This window comes from Streptomyces sp. NPDC058685, from assembly GCF_042714725.1.
Lineage (GTDB): Bacteria > Actinomycetota > Actinomycetes > Streptomycetales > Streptomycetaceae > Streptomyces.
Genome location: NZ_JBHXSL010000051.1, coordinates 1 through 17,175 on the forward strand (window position 1 = coordinate 1; position 17,175 = coordinate 17,175).

The 17,175-nt window shown below is 69.5% G+C and carries 16 protein-coding genes and 1 pseudogene; 13 read left to right on the forward strand and 4 right to left on the reverse strand.

The genetic code is table 11. From position 1 onward, the window contains the following. Window positions 1-47: 47 nt before the first annotated feature. Window positions 48-287 carry a chaplin gene (locus ACFWU3_RS29720; RefSeq protein WP_313944422.1) on the reverse strand — a complete coding sequence of 80 codons (240 nt, stop codon included), beginning with the start codon at window positions 285-287 and terminating at the stop codon, window positions 48-50. 260 nt (window positions 288-547) lie between these two features. Here ACFWU3_RS29720 and ACFWU3_RS29725 point away from each other — a divergent pair, with 260 nt between their 5' ends. Beyond that, on the forward strand, window positions 548-952 hold the full coding sequence (locus tag ACFWU3_RS29725; protein WP_313944423.1) for a rodlin: 405 nt from the start codon (window positions 548-550) through the stop codon (window positions 950-952). A 90-nt stretch (window positions 953-1,042) separates the two neighbouring features. Here the strand turns inward: ACFWU3_RS29725 and ACFWU3_RS29730 are convergent, their stop codons facing one another. Continuing rightward, window positions 1,043-1,684 (reverse strand): vitamin K epoxide reductase family protein, encoded by a 642-nt coding sequence (locus ACFWU3_RS29730; RefSeq protein ID WP_384443861.1) that lies wholly within the window; start codon window positions 1,682-1,684, stop codon window positions 1,043-1,045. A 405-nt stretch (window positions 1,685-2,089) separates the two neighbouring features. Here ACFWU3_RS29730 and ACFWU3_RS29735 point away from each other — a divergent pair, with 405 nt between their 5' ends. The 9 genes from ACFWU3_RS29735 to ACFWU3_RS29775 all read left to right on the forward strand — a co-directional run bounded on the left by ACFWU3_RS29735 (window position 2,090) and on the right by ACFWU3_RS29775 (window position 10,560). Further along, on the forward strand, window positions 2,090-2,494 hold the full coding sequence (locus ACFWU3_RS29735; RefSeq protein ID WP_313944424.1) for a rodlin: 405 nt from the start codon (window positions 2,090-2,092) through the stop codon (window positions 2,492-2,494). Between the two features lie 236 nt (window positions 2,495-2,730). Continuing rightward, a complete protein-coding gene (locus ACFWU3_RS29740) occupies window positions 2,731-2,964 on the forward strand; it encodes a chaplin (RefSeq protein WP_384443863.1) in 234 nt (77 codons plus the stop codon). Window positions 2,965-3,243: 279 nt separating this feature from the next. Beyond that, window positions 3,244-3,888, forward strand: coding sequence for a DUF4360 domain-containing protein (locus ACFWU3_RS29745; protein WP_384443865.1), 645 nt, complete (start codon window positions 3,244-3,246; stop codon window positions 3,886-3,888). A 295-nt stretch (window positions 3,889-4,183) separates the two neighbouring features. Further along, window positions 4,184-5,395 carry a pyridoxal phosphate-dependent aminotransferase gene (locus ACFWU3_RS29750; RefSeq protein WP_384443867.1) on the forward strand — a complete coding sequence of 404 codons (1,212 nt, stop codon included), beginning with the start codon at window positions 4,184-4,186 and terminating at the stop codon, window positions 5,393-5,395. A 91-nt stretch (window positions 5,396-5,486) separates the two neighbouring features. Continuing rightward, the gene (locus ACFWU3_RS29755; protein WP_384443869.1) at window positions 5,487-5,873 is read left to right on the forward strand and encodes a hypothetical protein; all 387 of its coding nucleotides are present in this window, start codon (window positions 5,487-5,489) and stop codon (window positions 5,871-5,873) included. A 233-nt stretch (window positions 5,874-6,106) separates the two neighbouring features. Then, window positions 6,107-7,198, forward strand: a complete 1,092-nt coding sequence (locus tag ACFWU3_RS29760) for a hypothetical protein (protein ID WP_384443871.1) — start codon at window positions 6,107-6,109, stop codon at window positions 7,196-7,198. After that, window positions 7,195-8,373, forward strand: coding sequence for a toxic anion resistance protein (locus ACFWU3_RS29765; protein ID WP_384443873.1), 1,179 nt, complete (start codon window positions 7,195-7,197; stop codon window positions 8,371-8,373). Before ACFWU3_RS29760 ends, ACFWU3_RS29765 begins: the two co-directional genes overlap by 4 nt. Then, entirely contained in the window at window positions 8,370-9,962 is a 1,593-nt protein-coding gene (locus tag ACFWU3_RS29770; protein ID WP_384443875.1) for a substrate-binding domain-containing protein, read from the forward strand. Before ACFWU3_RS29765 ends, ACFWU3_RS29770 begins: the two co-directional genes overlap by 4 nt. Then, window positions 9,949-10,560: a hypothetical protein gene (locus ACFWU3_RS29775; RefSeq protein WP_384443877.1), complete on the forward strand. Its 612-nt coding sequence runs from the start codon at window positions 9,949-9,951 to the stop codon at window positions 10,558-10,560. Before ACFWU3_RS29770 ends, ACFWU3_RS29775 begins: the two co-directional genes overlap by 14 nt. A gap of 192 nt (window positions 10,561-10,752) precedes the next feature. Here the strand turns inward: ACFWU3_RS29775 and ACFWU3_RS29780 are convergent, their stop codons facing one another. Further along, window positions 10,753-12,576: a phosphoenolpyruvate carboxykinase (GTP) gene (locus tag ACFWU3_RS29780; protein ID WP_384443879.1), complete on the reverse strand. Its 1,824-nt coding sequence runs from the start codon at window positions 12,574-12,576 to the stop codon at window positions 10,753-10,755. Window positions 12,577-12,821: 245 nt separating this feature from the next. Here ACFWU3_RS29780 and ACFWU3_RS29785 point away from each other — a divergent pair, with 245 nt between their 5' ends. Then, window positions 12,822-13,496, forward strand: a complete 675-nt coding sequence (locus ACFWU3_RS29785; RefSeq protein WP_384443881.1) for a hemolysin III family protein — start codon at window positions 12,822-12,824, stop codon at window positions 13,494-13,496. Between the two features lie 94 nt (window positions 13,497-13,590). Next, window positions 13,591-14,229, forward strand: a complete 639-nt coding sequence (locus tag ACFWU3_RS29790) for a TetR/AcrR family transcriptional regulator (protein WP_384443883.1) — start codon at window positions 13,591-13,593, stop codon at window positions 14,227-14,229. A 104-nt stretch (window positions 14,230-14,333) separates the two neighbouring features. On the opposite strand, the gene ACFWU3_RS29795 is transcribed toward ACFWU3_RS29790, so the two are convergent. Next, window positions 14,334-16,349 (reverse strand): thioredoxin domain-containing protein, encoded by a 2,016-nt coding sequence (locus ACFWU3_RS29795; protein WP_384443885.1) that lies wholly within the window; start codon window positions 16,347-16,349, stop codon window positions 14,334-14,336. A gap of 229 nt (window positions 16,350-16,578) precedes the next feature. On the opposite strand from ACFWU3_RS29795, the pseudogene ACFWU3_RS29800 reads away from it, so the two are divergent. After that, window positions 16,579-17,144 (forward strand): annotated as a pseudogene (locus ACFWU3_RS29800) (Uma2 family endonuclease). The last annotated feature ends 31 nt before the right edge of the window (window positions 17,145-17,175 follow it).

Below are 17,175 nucleotides of genomic sequence, written 5' to 3' on the forward strand. Positions count from 1 at the left end.
GCCCCGGTCAGGACCGGGGCGCCACCCTGGGAACGCACAAGCGGAGATCAGTCGTTCGCGCAGACGTTGCCGAACGCCGGGTTCAGGGCGCCGATCACGTTGACGCTGTTGCCGCAGACGTTCACCGGGATGTGGACCGGGACCTGGGCCACGTTGCCGGACAGGACACCCGGGGAGTGGGCGGCTCCACCCTCGGCGCCGGAGTCGGCGAACGCCGAACCGGCGGCGGAACCGGCGGCGAGACCAGCAGTGGCGAGGACCAGGGCGGCCTTCTTGGCAGTCTTCATGGAAACAGCACCTTCTGTTCGATGGTTTGCCCGGGGTCCGGGCTCACACGGATCAAAACGGATGAGGCACAGAGATGACACGCACGCCTCGCCACTGCCCCCCATTCGGAGCAATGCGTGTACGCGCCGGGCCTTCCGCGATCCGTATTGCCGCGCGGGCCGGACAAGACCATTTGAGTGAACCGTCGGAACCATTCGCCCGGGCCACTGGTTGTCAGGGCGCTCCAGCAGCGGGCATCCAGGCAACAGAAGGACGGAACATGCTCAAGAAGGTTATGGCAACTGCCGCGATCACCCTTTCCGTGGCTGCCGCGGGGGCGTCGATGGCCCCGCAGGCTATGGCCGTCGGCAACGGCAATGACACGACGGCGCTGAGCGGCAACGGCGCCTCGCAGGCTTACGGCAACTTCGCCACCGACGGTGAGCAGAGCACCCAGCTCGGCCTCGTCCAGGGCTCGCTCAACAAGCCCTGCGTCGGCCTGCCGGCGAAGCTCGACGTCGGTTCCGTCATCGGCGCCGTGCCGATCACCGTCCAGGACCTGCTGACGACCCAGCAGAACCAGCAGTGCGCCGAGAACTCCACGCAGGTCAAGGGCGACGACACCCTGTCGCACCTTCTCAGCCAGATCCCGGTGCTCTCGGGCAACGGCGTGGGCAACGAGTAGTCCCACCTGCCGGCACGCACCGGGCCCCCCGTCGCCATCGGCACGGGGGGCCCGGTGCTGTCGTACGGGGGAAGGCTCCCCCGGCTGGGCTCAGCCGGTCCAGAAGTCCCACCAGCGGGTGAGGATCAGCATGCCGATGATGCCGATCCACAGCACCGGCGGCATCCAGTGGAACTCCAGCAGACCGCTGCGCAGCCCCTCAGGGACCCTGATCACCCGGTGCTTGACGTTGTGCACGGTGACGTAGCAGAACATCACGATCGTCGCCACCCACGCCAACGAGCACCACAGACACAGGGCGTTGATGTTGTACAGCGACTGGTACTGCAGCCACGTACAGAACCCCACCCCGAACAGAGCGCCCGCGTTCAGCCCCAGCCAGAACCACCGCCGGTACCGCGCACCCGCCAGCAGCCCCGCACCGATCGCGATCACCATGCCGTACGTGACCAGACCCAGCATCGGATTCGGGAACCCGAACGCCGCCGCCTGCTCGCTCTTCATGATGTTCCCGCAGGACACCACCGGATTCAGACTGCACCCCGGCGTGAACGACGGGTCCTCCAGCAGCTTGAACTTGTCGATCGTGATGACCCACGAAGCCAGCAGACCCCCCGCACCCGTGACCACCAGAAGCCAGGCGAACACCCGCCCGGCACCGACGCCTTCGCGGCCCTCCCGGTGCCGTCCGCGCTCTTCGACGGGCACTGATTCCGTCGCCATGATTGTCATTTGATTTCACCGATTCGATTGCCGTGTGGACCGGGACATTGTGCACCCGGCGCGGAATTCTCCGGGCGCCTCGAATTCATTCGGCAAACGGGTGAAATCCGAGCGTTGAGACCGCTCGCCGGTGCTTGAATGGCCGAGCAGGCCGTGCACGGGATCTGCTTCCGGGTGCAAGCCTCCAGCCGGCGGCGCACTGCGCCGTGGGGCGGTCGTGCCAGTTCTGGCATGACGCACCCGGTAGGGCGATCCGCTCCGTCGGCGGAGGGCCGCGTGTCGGCCTTCCGCCGATACACCGTGCCGGGCGCCAACAGATTGTGGCATTCGGGTGAAGACGCGGAACCAAACCCGTCGAATGCAGTTGATCAGCCTGCTCCACGATCGATCGTTCAAAGCGAAAAGGGACAAAAAGTGATCAAGAAGATTCTGGCTACCGCAGCGGTCACCGCTTCGATGGTGGGCGTCGGCGCTGCGATGGCCCCGCAGGCCCTGGCCGTCGGTGACGGCAACGAGACCACCGCGCTGAGCGGCAACGGCGCCTCGCAGGCCTACGGCAACTTCGCCACGGACGGCGACATGAGCCCGCAGATCGGCCTCATCCAGGGCTCGCTCAACAAGCCCTGTGTCGGCCTGCCGATCAAGGGTGACATCGGTTCCGTCGCGGGCCTCATCCCGATCACGGTCCAGGACATCCTGACGACCCAGCAGAACCAGCAGTGCACCGAGAACTCGACCCAGGTCAAGGGTGACGACCCGCTGTCGCACATCCTCAGCCAGATCCCGGTCCTCTCCGGCAACGGCGCTGCCAACGACTGACCCCCTGGGTCATCTGTGCGCCCCTGAGCGTTGTGCGCTCGGGGGCGCATTCATGAGAGGTGTCAATTCTTCCCGCGACACGGGGAGAATGATTCCCAAACTCATGGCCTTCAGGAAGTTTCCTTGCAGGAATTCAATCGTTACTCATTTTGCAGCGGTGTTCATGAACAGGAAACTGGCAGCGCAGCGCGACGGTCGCACCTGCGTACGACACCACTGCTGAAAGGATCAAAGAAATGAAGAGCAAGAAGGCTGCAGTCGTCTTCGCGGGCGTCGTCATGGCCCTGGGTTCCGCTGCCCCCGCCATGGCCGACTCGGGTGCCGAGGGCGCCGCTGCCGGTTCGCCCGGCGTGCTGTCCGGCAACCTGGTCCAGGTTCCCGTCCACGTGCCCGTGAACGTCTGCGGCAACACGGTGAACGTGATCGCGCTGCTGAACCCGGCCTTCGGCAACGCCTGCGCCAACGACTGACATTCAGCACAAAGCGGCCCCGAGGAGCACGAAAGTGCCCCTCGGGGCCGTTGTCGTGGGGCCCCGAGGTTGTGGTCGTGGGTCCCGGAGGTTACTGCGCGCCCGTTCAGGCCGAGTAGGCCGATAACGCACCTAGCCAGCCCCTGCGTTGGTACCTAGCATTCCACTCGATCCGGCTCTTCGAGAAACACCCCGAAATCATTGAAGGGTTGACATGTCCATGGCTAGCCCATGCATTCTTCCGGATCGACCCCTCACATTTCCCCCGATGGGAGAATCATGTCCCGTGCACTTTTAGCGGGCGGCGCGACAGCCGCAATTCTGGGTTCGCTGCTGGCCTCTCAGAACGCATCCGCGTCCATCGTCGCGCCCCCGGACAAAATCGTGATCGAGGTCGCGACGGTCAACGGATCCGGATGTCGTCCCGGCAGCGCCGCGGTGGCGGTCGCCCCGGACAACACGGCCTTCACCGTGACCTACAGCGAGTACCTCGCGAAGGTCGGCGTGGGAGCCTCGCCCACCGACTTCCGCAAGAACTGCCAGCTCAGCCTGATCGTGCATGTGCCGAACGGCTTCACGTACGCGGTCGCCAGCGCGGACTACCGCGGCTTCGCCAGCCTGGAGAGAGGCGCGACCGCCACCCAGAAAGCCTCGTACTACTTCCAGGGATCGCCGGACACCGCGGCGAGAACCCACCCCTTCAGCGGACCTGTCCAGGACAACTGGCAGGCCACGGACACCACCGAGTGGGGCCAGCTCGTCTGGGCCGCGTGCGGAGCGAAGCGCAACTTCAACATCAACACCGAAGTGCGCGTGAACGCCGGCACCTCCGACCCGAAGAAGACGACGAGCTTCATGACGATGGACTCGACGGACGGAGCGATCAACACCATCTACCGGATGGCCTGGAAGGAGTGCCCGTAGCCTCTTCTGAACAGACCTGAGTAAGCACGGCGTCCCGGTCACCCGCGCGGTGGCCGGGACGACGGGATGGCCACGGCCCCCGCGGCTCCGTCCCGTGGCGTGACGAGCGCAACATCCCCGGTCCGCGCGCCGGGCCCGCGCCGGGGACATCGCAGGCAGGCGGCCCGCCTCGGCTGACGTTTCGAAGGGCCGAGCCCTCCTCGACCGAGGCCGCACGCCAAAGCGGACATTCCCACCGGCCGTCGTGGGCGAAAACACGCAGCGATCACCGTTACGCGCCCGTAAGCTCACGGACATGCAGGTGATCCAGTCGACGAAGCTCGCCAATGTCTGTTACGAGATCCGGGGCCCGGTCCTGGAGGAAGCGATGCGGCTGGAGGCAGCAGGTCACCGCATCCTCAAGCTCAACACCGGCAACCCCGCAGCCTTCGGGTTCGAGTGCCCGCCGGAGATCCTGGAGGACATCCTCCGCAATCTCGGTGACGCCCACGGCTACGGCGACGCCAAGGGGCTGCTGTCCGCCCGGCGCGCGGTCATGCAGCACTACCAGACCAAGGGCATCGACCTGGACGTCGAGGACGTCTACCTCGGCAACGGCGTCTCCGAACTGATCCAGATGTCCATGCAGGCGCTGCTGGACGACGGCGACGAGGTGCTCGTACCCGCTCCGGACTATCCGCTGTGGACGGCCTCCGTCTCCCTCGCCGGCGGCACCGCCGTGCACTACCGGTGCGACGAGCAGTCCGACTGGATGCCGGACCTCACCGACATCGAACGGAAGATCACCGACCGCACCAAGGCGATCGTGGTCATCAACCCGAACAACCCCACCGGCGCGGTGTACGACGACGAGATGCTGCGCGGTCTCACCGAGATCGCCCGCAGGCACGGTCTGATCGTCTGCTCCGACGAGATCTACGACAAGATCCTCTACGACGGCGCCACCCACACCCCGACCGCCGCCGTGGCGCCCGATCTGATGGTCCTCACCTTCAACGGGCTCTCCAAGAACTACCGCGTCGCCGGCTACCGCTCCGGGTGGATGGCGGTCTGCGGCCCCAAGTCCCACGCCTCGTCCTACATCGAGGGCCTGACGATCCTGGCCAATATGCGGTTGTGCGCGAACATGCCCTCGCAGCACGCGGTGGCGACGGCGCTCGGCGGACGGCAGTCGATCGAGGACCTGGTGCTGCCCGGCGGGCGGATTCTGGAGCAGCGGGACGTGGCGTACGACCTGCTCACGCAGATCCCCGGGGTGACCTGCGTGAAGCCGAAGGGGGCGCTGTACCTCTTCCCGCGGCTGGACCCCCAGGTCTACAAGCTCAAGGACGACCGCCAGATGGTGCTCGACCTGCTGCGCGCCGAGAAGATCATGGTGGTCCACGGGACGGGCTTCAACTGGCCCGAGCCGGATCACTTCCGCATCGTGACGCTGCCCGCCGCGAAGGAGCTGGCGGACGCCGTGACCCGGATCGGGAACTTCCTGGACGGTTACAGCCAGCCCTGAGGCGTCCGCACCCACGATTTCCGACCGGACTCAACTTTAGACAGAATCCAATGTAGGATGGTCTCCTGACAGTGAGCAGGAGGCCATCCCCATGTACGAGCCGATCCGCACCAAGTCCATCCACTCGATGGCCGACGACGACGCGTACCCGCACCGCAGCCGCGAGGACGAGCTGGACATCCAGCTCGCCGGTCACCTCTCCGCGCTGCTCGCCGTCACGGACGAACTCGGGATCGACGACGCCGCCGAGCAGATCGCGTCCCAGATCACCCGGCTGCGCGGCACACCCCCGGTCCGGCACGCGGGCCGGCGTGGCAGCGACACCGCCGCCCTGCACCGGCGCGCCCACGATCTGGCCGGCCGCGCCCTCGTCGTCGCCGCGTCCCGCGCTGACACGGCGGTCGCGATCCTCTCCGCCGAGCGCATGGACGCCCACGCGGCCGCACTGGCCGAACCGCGCCTGGTCGGCGCCCCCTGACGGCCCCGGTCCACGGGCCGCGGAGGCGCGTGGACCGGGTGCCACCAACAGCCCTCGGGCGGGACCGGGGGCTGCCCGCAGACCCTTGGAATCCCGGCCGGCGGTGGAGTTCGGGGCCGTGAGCCCCTGATGTTTCGATTGGCTGATTCCGGTTGCATTCCGGGATCGGCCCTTCACTTCGCGTCCACCGGAATCATCCCGGAATGTGTAATTCCGCGAGCACGCTCTGTGCTGTGAGACGCATCGTGGGAATCGTCCTGGCGGTGCTGCTGATCGGCGGAGTGGCAGTAGCCGTCGTCGCAGGCCGCGAGAGCCAGGACCCGAGCACGGCAACGAAGACCGTGCGTGGAGTGATCGGATCGGAGAAGGCGGAGTTCTTCGCCGATCCCGACGTGGTGAAGGCCCTTGCTGCCAAGGGATTCACCGTCAAGGCAGAGACCTCGGGCTCCTGGGCCATGGAGGAACTGCCCCTGAAGGAGCAGGACTTCGCCTTTCCGTCGTCCAAGGCGCCGGCCGACGAACTGCGGCGCGGGTCGGGCGTCGGCGGCGGTCCGATCCGCCCCTTCTACTCGCCGCTGGTCGTCGTCGCCCACAGCGCCGCCGCCAAGGTGCTCGCCGGCAACGGGCTCGCCACCCTCAGCGGCGCTTCCACCGGCACCCTGCGCATGGGCCCGTATCTGGCCGCCGCACGCGCCGACCGGACCTGGCAGCAGCTGAAGGGAACGGGCCCGCACCCCGAGTTGACCGGGACCGTGTTCATCACGAGCACGGATCCCGTCGCCTCCAACTCCGGAGCGCTGTATCTGGCCGCGGCCTCGTACGTCGCCGACGGAGGGCGGGTCGCCGCGGACAGGGCCGCCGTGGCCCGTACCGCACCGCTGCTGAAGAAGCTCATCAGCGTCCAGGGCGCCCAGCAGACCAGCAGCGACGCGCCCTTCCGGGACTTCATCAGCGGAGTCGGCAATCCGCTGGTCCTGGTGTACGAGTCGCAGGTGGCCTCCCTGCTGATGCGGCACCAGGAGGTCGGCGACCTCGTCGTCCTCTACCCCGACACCACCGTCTCCAGCGACCACACGCTCGTCCCGCTCACCGAGGACGGACGGGCACTCGGCGAACTGCTCGCATCCGACCGGCGGCTGCGCGAACTGGCCGTACGGCACGGCTTCCGGCCACAGGGGGCCGCCGCCGAGTTCACCGCCGCCACCGCCGGTCACACCGCCTATCTGAACCAGAAGCTGACCGGTGTCCGCCAGGCGCCCGTGCCGACCTCCGAGGTCCTGCACACGATGGCGCGGGGGACCCGGTCCCAGGGGGGATCAGAATGACCGAGATCGGCACGGAAGCACTGGTCCTCACCCCGCCCGAACCGGTGGCGCCCGTCCGCGCCGAGCAGGCGGCCGGCCTCGTGCCGGTGGACGACTCCGCCCGTACGGAGATGAACCGGCGGGCCACCGAGTACGTCTCCTCGCTGGCGGGGCTCGACGCCCGCTCGCCGGAGTTCGCGACCCGCATCGGCGAGATCGCGGCACTCGGCTCCGGCGACATCCGCAGCGCCGCCCAGCAGTCCAACCGGATGCTCGACCGGACGGTGCGTTCGCTGTCCGCCGGCGGCGAGGACGCGCAGTCCCGCGTCGGCTCCAGTCTCGTCGAACTCCGGCGCACGGTCGAGGACCTGGACCCGCGCGAGACCCCCGGCAGGGGCGCCCGCCGGCTGCTGTCCCGGCTGCCCGGCGGCAACAGGCTCCGCGACCATGTGGCGAAGTACGCGTCATCGCAGGCGACGCTCAACAGGATCGTGGGCTCGCTCCGCGGCGGCCAGGACGAACTGCGGCGCGACAACGCGGCTCTCCACACCGAGCGCACGCGACTGTGGGAGACGATGGGCAAGCTCCAGGAGTACGCGGTGCTCACCGAGGCGCTCGACAACGCCGTCGTGGAGCGCATCGTCTCCGTCGAGGGCACCGACCCCGTCCAGGCCGACGCCCTGCGCGCGGACGTCCTCTTCCCCGTCCGGCAGAAGCACCAGGACCTGCTGACGCAGCTCGCGGTGTGCGCGCAGGGTTATCTGGCCATGGACGTCGTGCGGCGCAACAACGAGGAGCTCATCAAGGGCGTCGACCGGGCCGCGACGACCACCGTCTCGGCGCTGCGGATCGCGGTGATGCTGGCGTCGGCGCTGGAGAGCCAGCGGAAGGTCACCGAGCAGGTCAACACGCTGCGCTCGACGACGGAGGACCTGATCCGCGGCAACGCGGAGATGCTCGCCACCCAGAGCGGGGAGATCCAGCGCATCGCCGCGGACCCGGCGGTGGGGGCGGAAACCCTGCGGACGGCCTTCCAGCAGATCTACCGGACGCTCGACGCGATCGACACCTACAAGGTCCAGGCGACGGAGTCGATGGCGGCGACGGTGGATTCGCTGGCCGGGGAACTGCGCACGGCCGGCGCGTATCTGGAGCGCACACGGACGACCGACGCGCTGGACGGGGGCGCGCTGTGAGACCCGCCCGCACCCGAGGACTCCGTCCTCGCGCCCCCGGCGCGGTCGTGGGCCTCGCGCTCATCGCGCTGCTCGGCGCCTGTACGACGGACACCGCCGCCCCCGAGCCGGACTCCGGCAGGAACTCCCCGGCCACGCTCCGGGTGCTCGCCTCCAGTGAACTCGCCGACATGCAGCCCGTGTTCGACGCGGCACGCGAGGCCACCGGTGTCGGTGTGAAGGCGACGTACGGCGGAACGCTCGACGCCGTCGAAGAGATCGCCTCCGGAAGGGCCGACGGGAAGTACGACGCCGTCTGGCTGTCGTCCAACGACTATCTGCGGCTGCGGCCCGGCATGGCCCGGCGGATCAGCAGCGAGACCCCCGTCATGACCTCGCCCGTCGCCATCGGTGTGAAGCCGCAGACCGTCGCGCGGCTCGGCTGGAACCCGGAACAGGTCACCTGGACGCAGGTCCACCGGGCCGTCGCCGACGGCCGGCTGACGTACGGGATGACCGATCCGGTGCGCTCGAACTCGGGCTTCTCCGCACTGATCTCGGTGGCCTCGGGACTCTCCGGCGCACAGTCCGCGCTCACCGACGCCGATGTCCGGCGCGCCACCCCGAAGCTGACGGAGTTCTTCGCCGGGCAGCAGCTCACCTCCGGTTCGTCCGGCTGGCTGGCCACCGCGTACGCCCGGCGCGGCAACGTCGACGCACTCGTCAACTACGAGTCGGTGCTGCTGTCCATGAACCGGGAGAAGCCCGGGAGCCTCGCCGTCGTCCGGCCGAGGGACGGTGTCGTGACGGCGGACTACCCGTTCACCCTGCTCAACTCCGCCTCGCGCGCCGCCCGCGAGGCGGGCCGGACCCTCACGGAGTACCTCCGCGGGGAGGAGGCGCAGCGGGCGATCACCGAGAAGACCCTGCGGCGACCGGTCGTGGCCGGCGTGCGGCCCGCCGCCGCTCTGGCCGAGGGCACACGACGCGAACTCCCCTTCCCCGGCACCCGGTCGGTGGCGGACGGACTGCTCGACGCCTACGAGAACAAGCTGCGCCGGCCCTCCCGGACCGTCTACGTCCTCGACACCTCCGGCTCCATGAAGGGTGACCGGCTGGAGCGTCTCAAGGCCGCGCTGGGCGAGCTGACCGAGGACTTCCGGGACCGCGAGGAGGTGACGCTGATGCCGTTCGGCTCGGCCGTCAAGCGGGTGAGCACGCACCGGGTCGATCCGGCCGCCCCGGCCGCCGCGCGTACGGCGATCCGCGCCACGGCGCGTTCGCTGACCGCCGAGGGCGAGACCGCGATCTACAGCAGTCTCCAGGAGGCGTACGAACGGCTGGGGCAGGCCGATCCGGCACAGACCTTCACCTCGGTGGTGCTGATGACGGACGGCGAGAACACGGCGGGGAAGGCACCCGGCGCGTTCGACGCCTACTACCGGGGACTGCCGGCGAACCGCCGGCACACACCCGTCTTCCCCGTCCTGTTCGGCGACTCCGACCGTGCGGAGCTGGAGCACATCGCCTCCCTCACGGGAGGCCGGCTCTTCGACGCCACCAAGGGCTCGCTGGACGGCGCCTTCGAGGAGATCCGTGGCTATCAGTAGAACCGCCCTGAGCTGTCTCGAATCGCGCAAGAACATCGTCGGATCCGCCTGCGGGCTCGTCGGGCTCACGCTGACCTTCACCGGACTCGCGGGCGCGTACTGGCCGTTCGTCGTCGCGGGGCTCTACGGCGCGGGCGCGCTGATCGCCCCGCCCGAGCGGCCGGCCACGCCCGACTTCCCCGACACCGCGGACCGGCTGGAGGCGCTGCGGGGCGACTTCGCCCGGCTGCACACCTATCTGGCCGAGGTGGAGCTGCCGCCCGCCGCGGCGGGCAGGCTGACCGAGCTCGACCAGCTGCTCGCCGCGCTGCTCGAACCCGGCTGGGTCGCGGAGGCGCTGTCCGTGGACCCGGAGGCGGTGCACGCGCTGTCCCGGGCGATCCGCCGGGACATCCCCGAGTCGGTGGACACCTACAACCGCGCTCGCTGGTGGACCCGGCTGAACCCGGGGACGGAGCCGCCGGAGCGGCATCTGGAGCGGCAGCTCGGGGTGCTGTTCGCCGAGGCGGACAGCATCGCGACGGGCCTGCGCGAGGCGGAGTCCCGCCGGCAGCAGACCCACACCCGCTATCTGGAGGACCGGTGGGGCACGGCCTGAACCGGGGCGGGTCCGGCGGGGAGGAGCCCGACGGACCCAACGGGAGAGGGCCCCACGGGAAAGGGTCCGGGAAAGGGCCCGGCCCCCGGACGCCGTGAGGGGGCTTCCGGGGGCCGGGAACGCGGCGGACCTGAGGTGACCCCACAGGTCAGGGCGGCTGTCGGACGGGTCCGCCGCGAGCGCCGGGGGCCGTCAGCCCAGACGGGCGACCAGCGACCGGTACTCGTCCCACAGCTCCTTGGGCGTGTGGTCGCCGAAGGTGTTCAGGTGCTCGGGAACCAGTGCGGCCTCCTCGCGCCAGATCTCGTTGTCGACCTTGAGCAGGTAGTCGAGGTCCTCCTCCGGCATGTCGAGCCCGTCGGTGTCGAGCGCCGCACGCGTCGGCAGGATGCCGATCGGGGTCTCGACGCCCTCGGCCTTGCCGTCGAGGCGCTCGACGATCCACTTCAGGACGCGGCTGTTCTCGCCGAAGCCGGGCCACACGAACTTGCCCGCCTCGTTCTTGCGGAACCAGTTCACGTAGTAGATCTTCGGCAGCTTGGCCTGGTCCTTGTCGGCGCCGACCTTGACCCAGTGGGCCATGTAGTCGCCCATGTTGTAGCCGCAGAACGGCAGCATCGCGAACGGGTCGCGGCGCAGCTCGCCGACCTTGCCCTCGGCCGCGGCGGTCTTCTCGGAGGCGACGTTCGCGCCGAGGAAGACACCGTGGTTCCAGGTGAAGGACTCGGTGACCAGCGGCACGGCGGAGGCGCGGCGGCCGCCGAAGAGGATCGCCGAGATCGGCACGCCCTTCGGGTCCTCCCACTCCGGCGCGGCGATCGGGCACTGCGAGGCGGGCACGGTGAAGCGGGCGTTGGGGTGGGCGGCCGGCGTCTCGGACGCGGGCGTCCAGTCGTTGCCCTTCCAGTCCGTGAGGTGGGCCGGGGCCTCCTCGGTCATGCCCTCCCACCAGATGTCGTTGTCGTCGGTGAGCGCGACGTTGGTGAAGACGGCGTTGCCCCACAGGGTCTTCATGGCGTTGGCGTTGGTGTGCTCGCCGGTGCCGGGCGCGACACCGAAGAAGCCCGCCTCGGGGTTGATCGCGTACAGCCGGCCGTCCTCGCCGAACCGCATCCACGCGATGTCGTCGCCGATGGTCTCCACGGTCCAGCCGGAGATGGTGGGCTCCAGCATGGCGAGGTTCGTCTTGCCGCACGCGGACGGGAAGGCCGCCGCCACGTACTTGGACTCACCGTGCGGGGGCGTGAGCTTGAGGATCAGCATGTGCTCGGCGAGCCAGCCCTCGTCGCGCGCCATGACGGACGCGATGCGCAGGGCGTAGCACTTCTTGCCGAGCAGGGCGTTGCCGCCGTAGCCGGAGCCGTACGACCAGATCTCGCGGGTCTCGGGGAAGTGCGAGATGTACTTGGTCGAGTTGCACGGCCAGGGCACGTCCTCCTCGCCCTCGGCGAGAGGAGCACCGAGGGTGTGGACGGCCTTGACGAAGAAGCCGTCGGAGCCGAGCTCGTCGAGGACGGGCTGTCCCATGCGGGTCATGGTGCGCATGGAGACGGCGACGTAGGCGGAGTCGGTGATCTCGACGCCGATGGCCGACAGCGGCGAGCCCAGCGGACCCATGCAGAACGGCACGACGTACATCGTGCGGCCGCGCATCGAGCCGCGGAAGATGCCCTTCTCCCCGGCGAAGATCTCCTTCATCTCCCCGGGCGCCTTCCAGTGGTTCGTGGGGCCGGCGTCCGCCTCCTTCTCGGAGCAGATGAAGGTGCGGTCCTCGACACGGGCGACGTCGGTCGGGTCGGACGCGGCGTAGTAGGAGTTCGGACGCTTGATGGGGTCAAGCTTCGTGAACGTTCCCTTGGCGACGAGCTCTCCGCACAGGCGCTCGTACTCGGCTTCTGATCCGTCACACCAGACGACGCTGTCCGGTTCCGTGATTGCTGCGATCTCGTCGACCCAGGAGATGAGCTCCTGGTGGCTGGTGGGGACGGTGGTGGGAGCCGCGATGTCGCGCGCCACGATCGCTCCTAAGAGAGGGTTTGGTGGTTGGTGCCCCGTGGGGGCTGCGACCCGGATGCTTCGGACCCTTCACTCTTCTGGCGCTCATCCGGTGCCGACCGCACTCATCTGATCATCGGTGGAGTGCGCCCATATGTCCAGAGGGCGTCTCACGTGAGCATTGCCACTCGGATACCCCGAAGGAGGCGGAGCTCACGCTGCCCGGAGGAGTCCGTTACCTACGGTTGCGTAGGTACCATCCAGACATGACGCCTGCAGCGCCCGATGTGACAGAGATAGAACCGCCCCCGGTCAAGCCCCGGTTGCGCGGATGGCTGCACGCCGGAATGTTCCCGGCCGTCCTGGTCGCGGGGCTGGTGCTGACCACGTTCGCGGGCTCCACCGAGGCACGGATCGCGTGTGCGGTCTATGTGCTGAGCGCCTGCCTCCTGTTCGGCGTGAGCGCGATCTACCACCGCGGAAACTGGGGTCCGCGCGGTGAGGCCGTGCTGCGCAGGCTCGATCACGCCAACATCTTCCTGATCATCGCCGGCACCTACACGCCGCTGACGATGCTGCTGCTCCCCGACGCGACCGCCCGGCCACTCATGTGGGCGATCTGGGCGGCAGCCGTCGCGGGGATCGCCTTCCGCGTCTTCTGGGTGGGTGCGCCGCGCTGGCTCTACACGCCCTGCTACATCGCGATGGGCTGGGCCGCGGTCTTCTTCCTCCCCGACTTCCTGCGTACCGGCGGTATCGCGGTGCTCGTCTGTGTCGTCGTCGGAGGGCTGCTCTACAGCGCGGGCGGCGTGGTCTACGGTCTCCGGCGGCCCAACCCCTCGCCCCGGTGGTTCGGCTTCCACGAGGTCTTCCACTCGCTCACGCTGGCCGCCTTCGTCGTGCACTACGTGGGAATCTCCCTGGTCGCCTACGAGCACTGACGGCCACCACCTTGTGCGAGCCGCTGTCATTCGGCAGCGGCTCCCGCGCCGCCGAAGCGGCTCCGCGGCCGGCCGATGCCGCACAATGACCGCCATGGCGGCCACCACACGCAGCCCGTCGGGCGACCCACCCGTCGCGGCATCTGCGCGGCCGGGCCTGCGCGAACGCAAGAAGCTCAGGACCCGGACCGCGATCCGCCGCGCGACGTTCCGGCTGATCGCCGCGCACGGGTACGAGGCGACCACGGTCGAGCAGATCGCGGAGGCGGCGGACGTGTCGCCGTCCACGGTCTTCCGCTACTTCGCGACCAAGGAGGACATCGTCCTCGCGGACGAGTACGACCGGGCCGTGGAAGCCGTCCTGCGGGCCCGTCCCGCCGCCGAACCGCCGCTGGAGTCCCTGCGGGCCGCCCTCACCGAAGCGTTCGCCGCGATGCTCGCGGAGGAGCCCGAGGAGATGCGTCAGCGCAGCCGGCTCGTCGTCGAGGTCCCGGCACTCCGTGCGCGGATGACCGGGACCATGGCCGAGACGGCCCTGCTGCTGGCACGCGCGATCGCCGAACGGGCCGGGCGGGAGCCCGACGACCTCGACGTGCGGGTGTTCACGGCGGCCGTCATGGGCGCGCTGCGGGAGGCCCTGATCCACTGGGCCGAGCGCGGCCAGCAGGACGACCTGGTCGCGCTCGTCCACCGGACGCTGGACACCCTCCAGGGCGGCCTGCGCCTTCGGTGAGCCGCGGGGCCACCCCTCGAAACCCCGGGGCCTCGCGCCTCACGCGTCTACCGGAACAGGGCGGGCGTGTCGCCGGTACCTCGCGCGTCGGTCACCCGGTGGCCTCATGCACCGAGTTGTCCGGCCAGCTCATCCGCGTCCGTGGTGGGCATCCGGCAGGTGAAGTCGCGGCACACATAGGCCGCCGGGCGGCCCTCCACCAGCGCCCGGTCACGCAGCAGCGGGAACTCCTCGCTGTCCGGTGACCCCGCCGCCACGACCGCACCCGGCGCGGTGCTCAGCAGCGCCGTACGGACCAGCTCGCTCGTCGCCGGGTCGTCATCCGGACCCACGATCGCCACCTCGCGCGGCCCGTCGAGCAGCGCCTCGGCCACCGCCAGCCCCCAGCCCACGAACCGCGGAGCCCGCGGTCCGAGCGCCTTCACCACACCGAGCGCACCTTCGGCGGCCGTGCGGTGGGACTGGGAGCCCGTGTGCGCCGCGTACGACAGCAGCGCGCCGGCCGCGGCGGTCCACCCGGACGGAGCGGCGTTGTCCGTCGGGTCCTGCGGGCGGCGGATCAGCCGTTCGGCGTCGTGCGCCGTGTCGAACAGCGCCCCGCCCTCGCCGGTGAACCGGTCGATGACGATGTCCAGCAGGAACCCCGCGAACTCCAGCCAGACCCCCTCACCGGTCGTGCCGGCGAGCGCGAGAAAGCCCTCGGCGACATCGGCGTAGTCCTCCAGCACACCGGCGTTCCGACCGGCCTTGCCGTCCTTGGAGGTACGGGTGAGCCGCGCTCCGGTGGCGGAGAAGTCGATGTGCAGACGGACGAGCAGATCCGCCGCCTCGGTGGCGCGCTCGATCAGGTCCGGGCGCTCGAAGTACGCGCCCACCTCGGCGAGCGCGGCGATGGCGAGCCCGTTCCAGGCGGCCACGATCTTGTCGTCCCGCTCCGGCCGGGGCCGCAGCTCCCGCGCGGCGAGCAGCCTCTCCCGCATCCCCGGATCGGCTTCCGTGTCCGGGAGTTGCAGCACGGAGGCGCCTTCCTCGAAGGTCCCCTCCTCCGTCACCCCGAAGGTCCCGGCGGCCCGCTGCCCCTCGTCGTCGCCCAGGGCCTCGCGCAGCTGCCGCGGCGTCCACACGTAGTACGCGCCCTCGACGTGCCGACCGCTGCCGTCGTCGCTGTCGGCGTCCAGCGCGGAGGCGAACCCGCCCTCGGCGGTGCGCAGTTCACGCACCATGAAGTCGGCGGTCTCCAGGGCGACCCTGCGGGCGAGGTCGCTGCCCGTGGCCCGCCACAGGTGGGCGTACACGCGGCACAGGAGGGCGTTGTCGTAGAGCATCTTCTCGAAGTGCGGCACCACGAACTCCCGGTCCACCGAGTAGCGCGCGAACCCGCCGCCGAGCTGGTCGTAGATACCGCCGCGGGCCATCGCCTCGCAGGTGTCCGCCGCCATCTGGAGCGCGCCCTCGGCGCCGGTGCGGGCGTGGTGGCGCAACAGGAACTCGAGCACCATCGACGGCGGGAACTTGGGCGCGCCCCCGAAGCCGCCGTGCCGCTCGTCGTAGTCCCGGGTGAGCCCGAGCAGCGCCTGCGCCAGCTCCTCCTCCCCGGGCACCCCGGCCCCGCCGACCGCGAGGGACCGCCCGGCGAGATCGCGGACGATGTTCTGCGCGACCTCGGCCACTTCCTCGCGCCGGTCCTGCCAGGCGACCGTGACCCCGTCGAGGACCTGAAGGAAGGAGGGCATGCCCTGGCGGGGCTGCGGCGGGAAGTACGTACCGAAGTAGAAGGGCTCGGCGTCGGCGGTGAGGAAGACGGTCATCGGCCAGCCGCCCTGGCCGGTGGCGGCCTGCACGGCCTCCATGTAGACGGCGTCGACGTCGGGGCGTTCCTCGCGGTCGACCTTGACGTTGACAAAGTGCTCGTTCATGTACGAGGCGGTCGCCTCGTCCTCGAACGACTCGTGCGCCATGACATGACACCAGTGGCAGGCCGCGTAGCCGACCGACAGCAGCACGGGTACGCCGCGCTTCCGCGCTTCCTCGAAAGCCTCCGGCGACCAGGGCCACCAGTCCACGGGGTTCGAGGCGTGCTGAAGCAGATAGGGCGAGGTCTCGTCGGCCAGCCGGTTCATACGGCCCAGCCTCTCACAAGGCCCGATGGCACCGGCGAAGCCCGCACGGGCCCTGCCTCGGTCGGCCGAACCTCATGCGCGGCGCACCGACAGCAGGGGTGGGTGCGCTGATACGGAAGAGACGGGGGAGGGCAAGGGGCCCTCCCCAAGTCGGGCGCCCCCGGATCACGGAACAGTAGGCTGAGCCCAGCAGCGTCGGGCTGTTGAAGCTCCTCGAAGGAGGCACACCATGACCGCCGAGATGGTGGCGCCCGCGTGGATGCATACGCAGATCAGCGCGGAGCAGTACGACTCCTGGTCCGAGGAGCAGTGTGCCGGCATCGAGATCGTGGACGGGATGGTCGTTGTGAGCCGAGCGCGTCCAAGAGGCCCAACCGCCTCGCCCGGGTCCTGGCCAATGCTCTGGACGCCGCCGCAGGCCCGGACTGGAACGCGGACACAGACTTCGACGTCCGCCTGCAGGACGTTCCGCTCACCAACCGCCGTCCGGACGTCATCGTCTACCGCGCGGAGACCATCGACCTCACGCCCACCCGCCCGGAACACGTCCTCCTGGTCGTCGAGGTCGTATCGCCCGGCTCGGAGACCACCGACCGGATCGTGAAGGTGGACCAGTACGCCAAGGCAGGCATCCCCTTCTACTGGCGTGTCGAACAGGCCGCCACCGGTGTCCCCATCACCTATACCTACGTTCTCGACCCCGCCACCAAGGCGTACAGGGACGGCGAGATGTTCACCGGCCCGATCAAGGCTGCCGCGCCTTTCTCCGTCACCGTGGACCTGGAAGCCGTCTGACAGCGCTGGAACACAGCGCGAACGGCAGGGC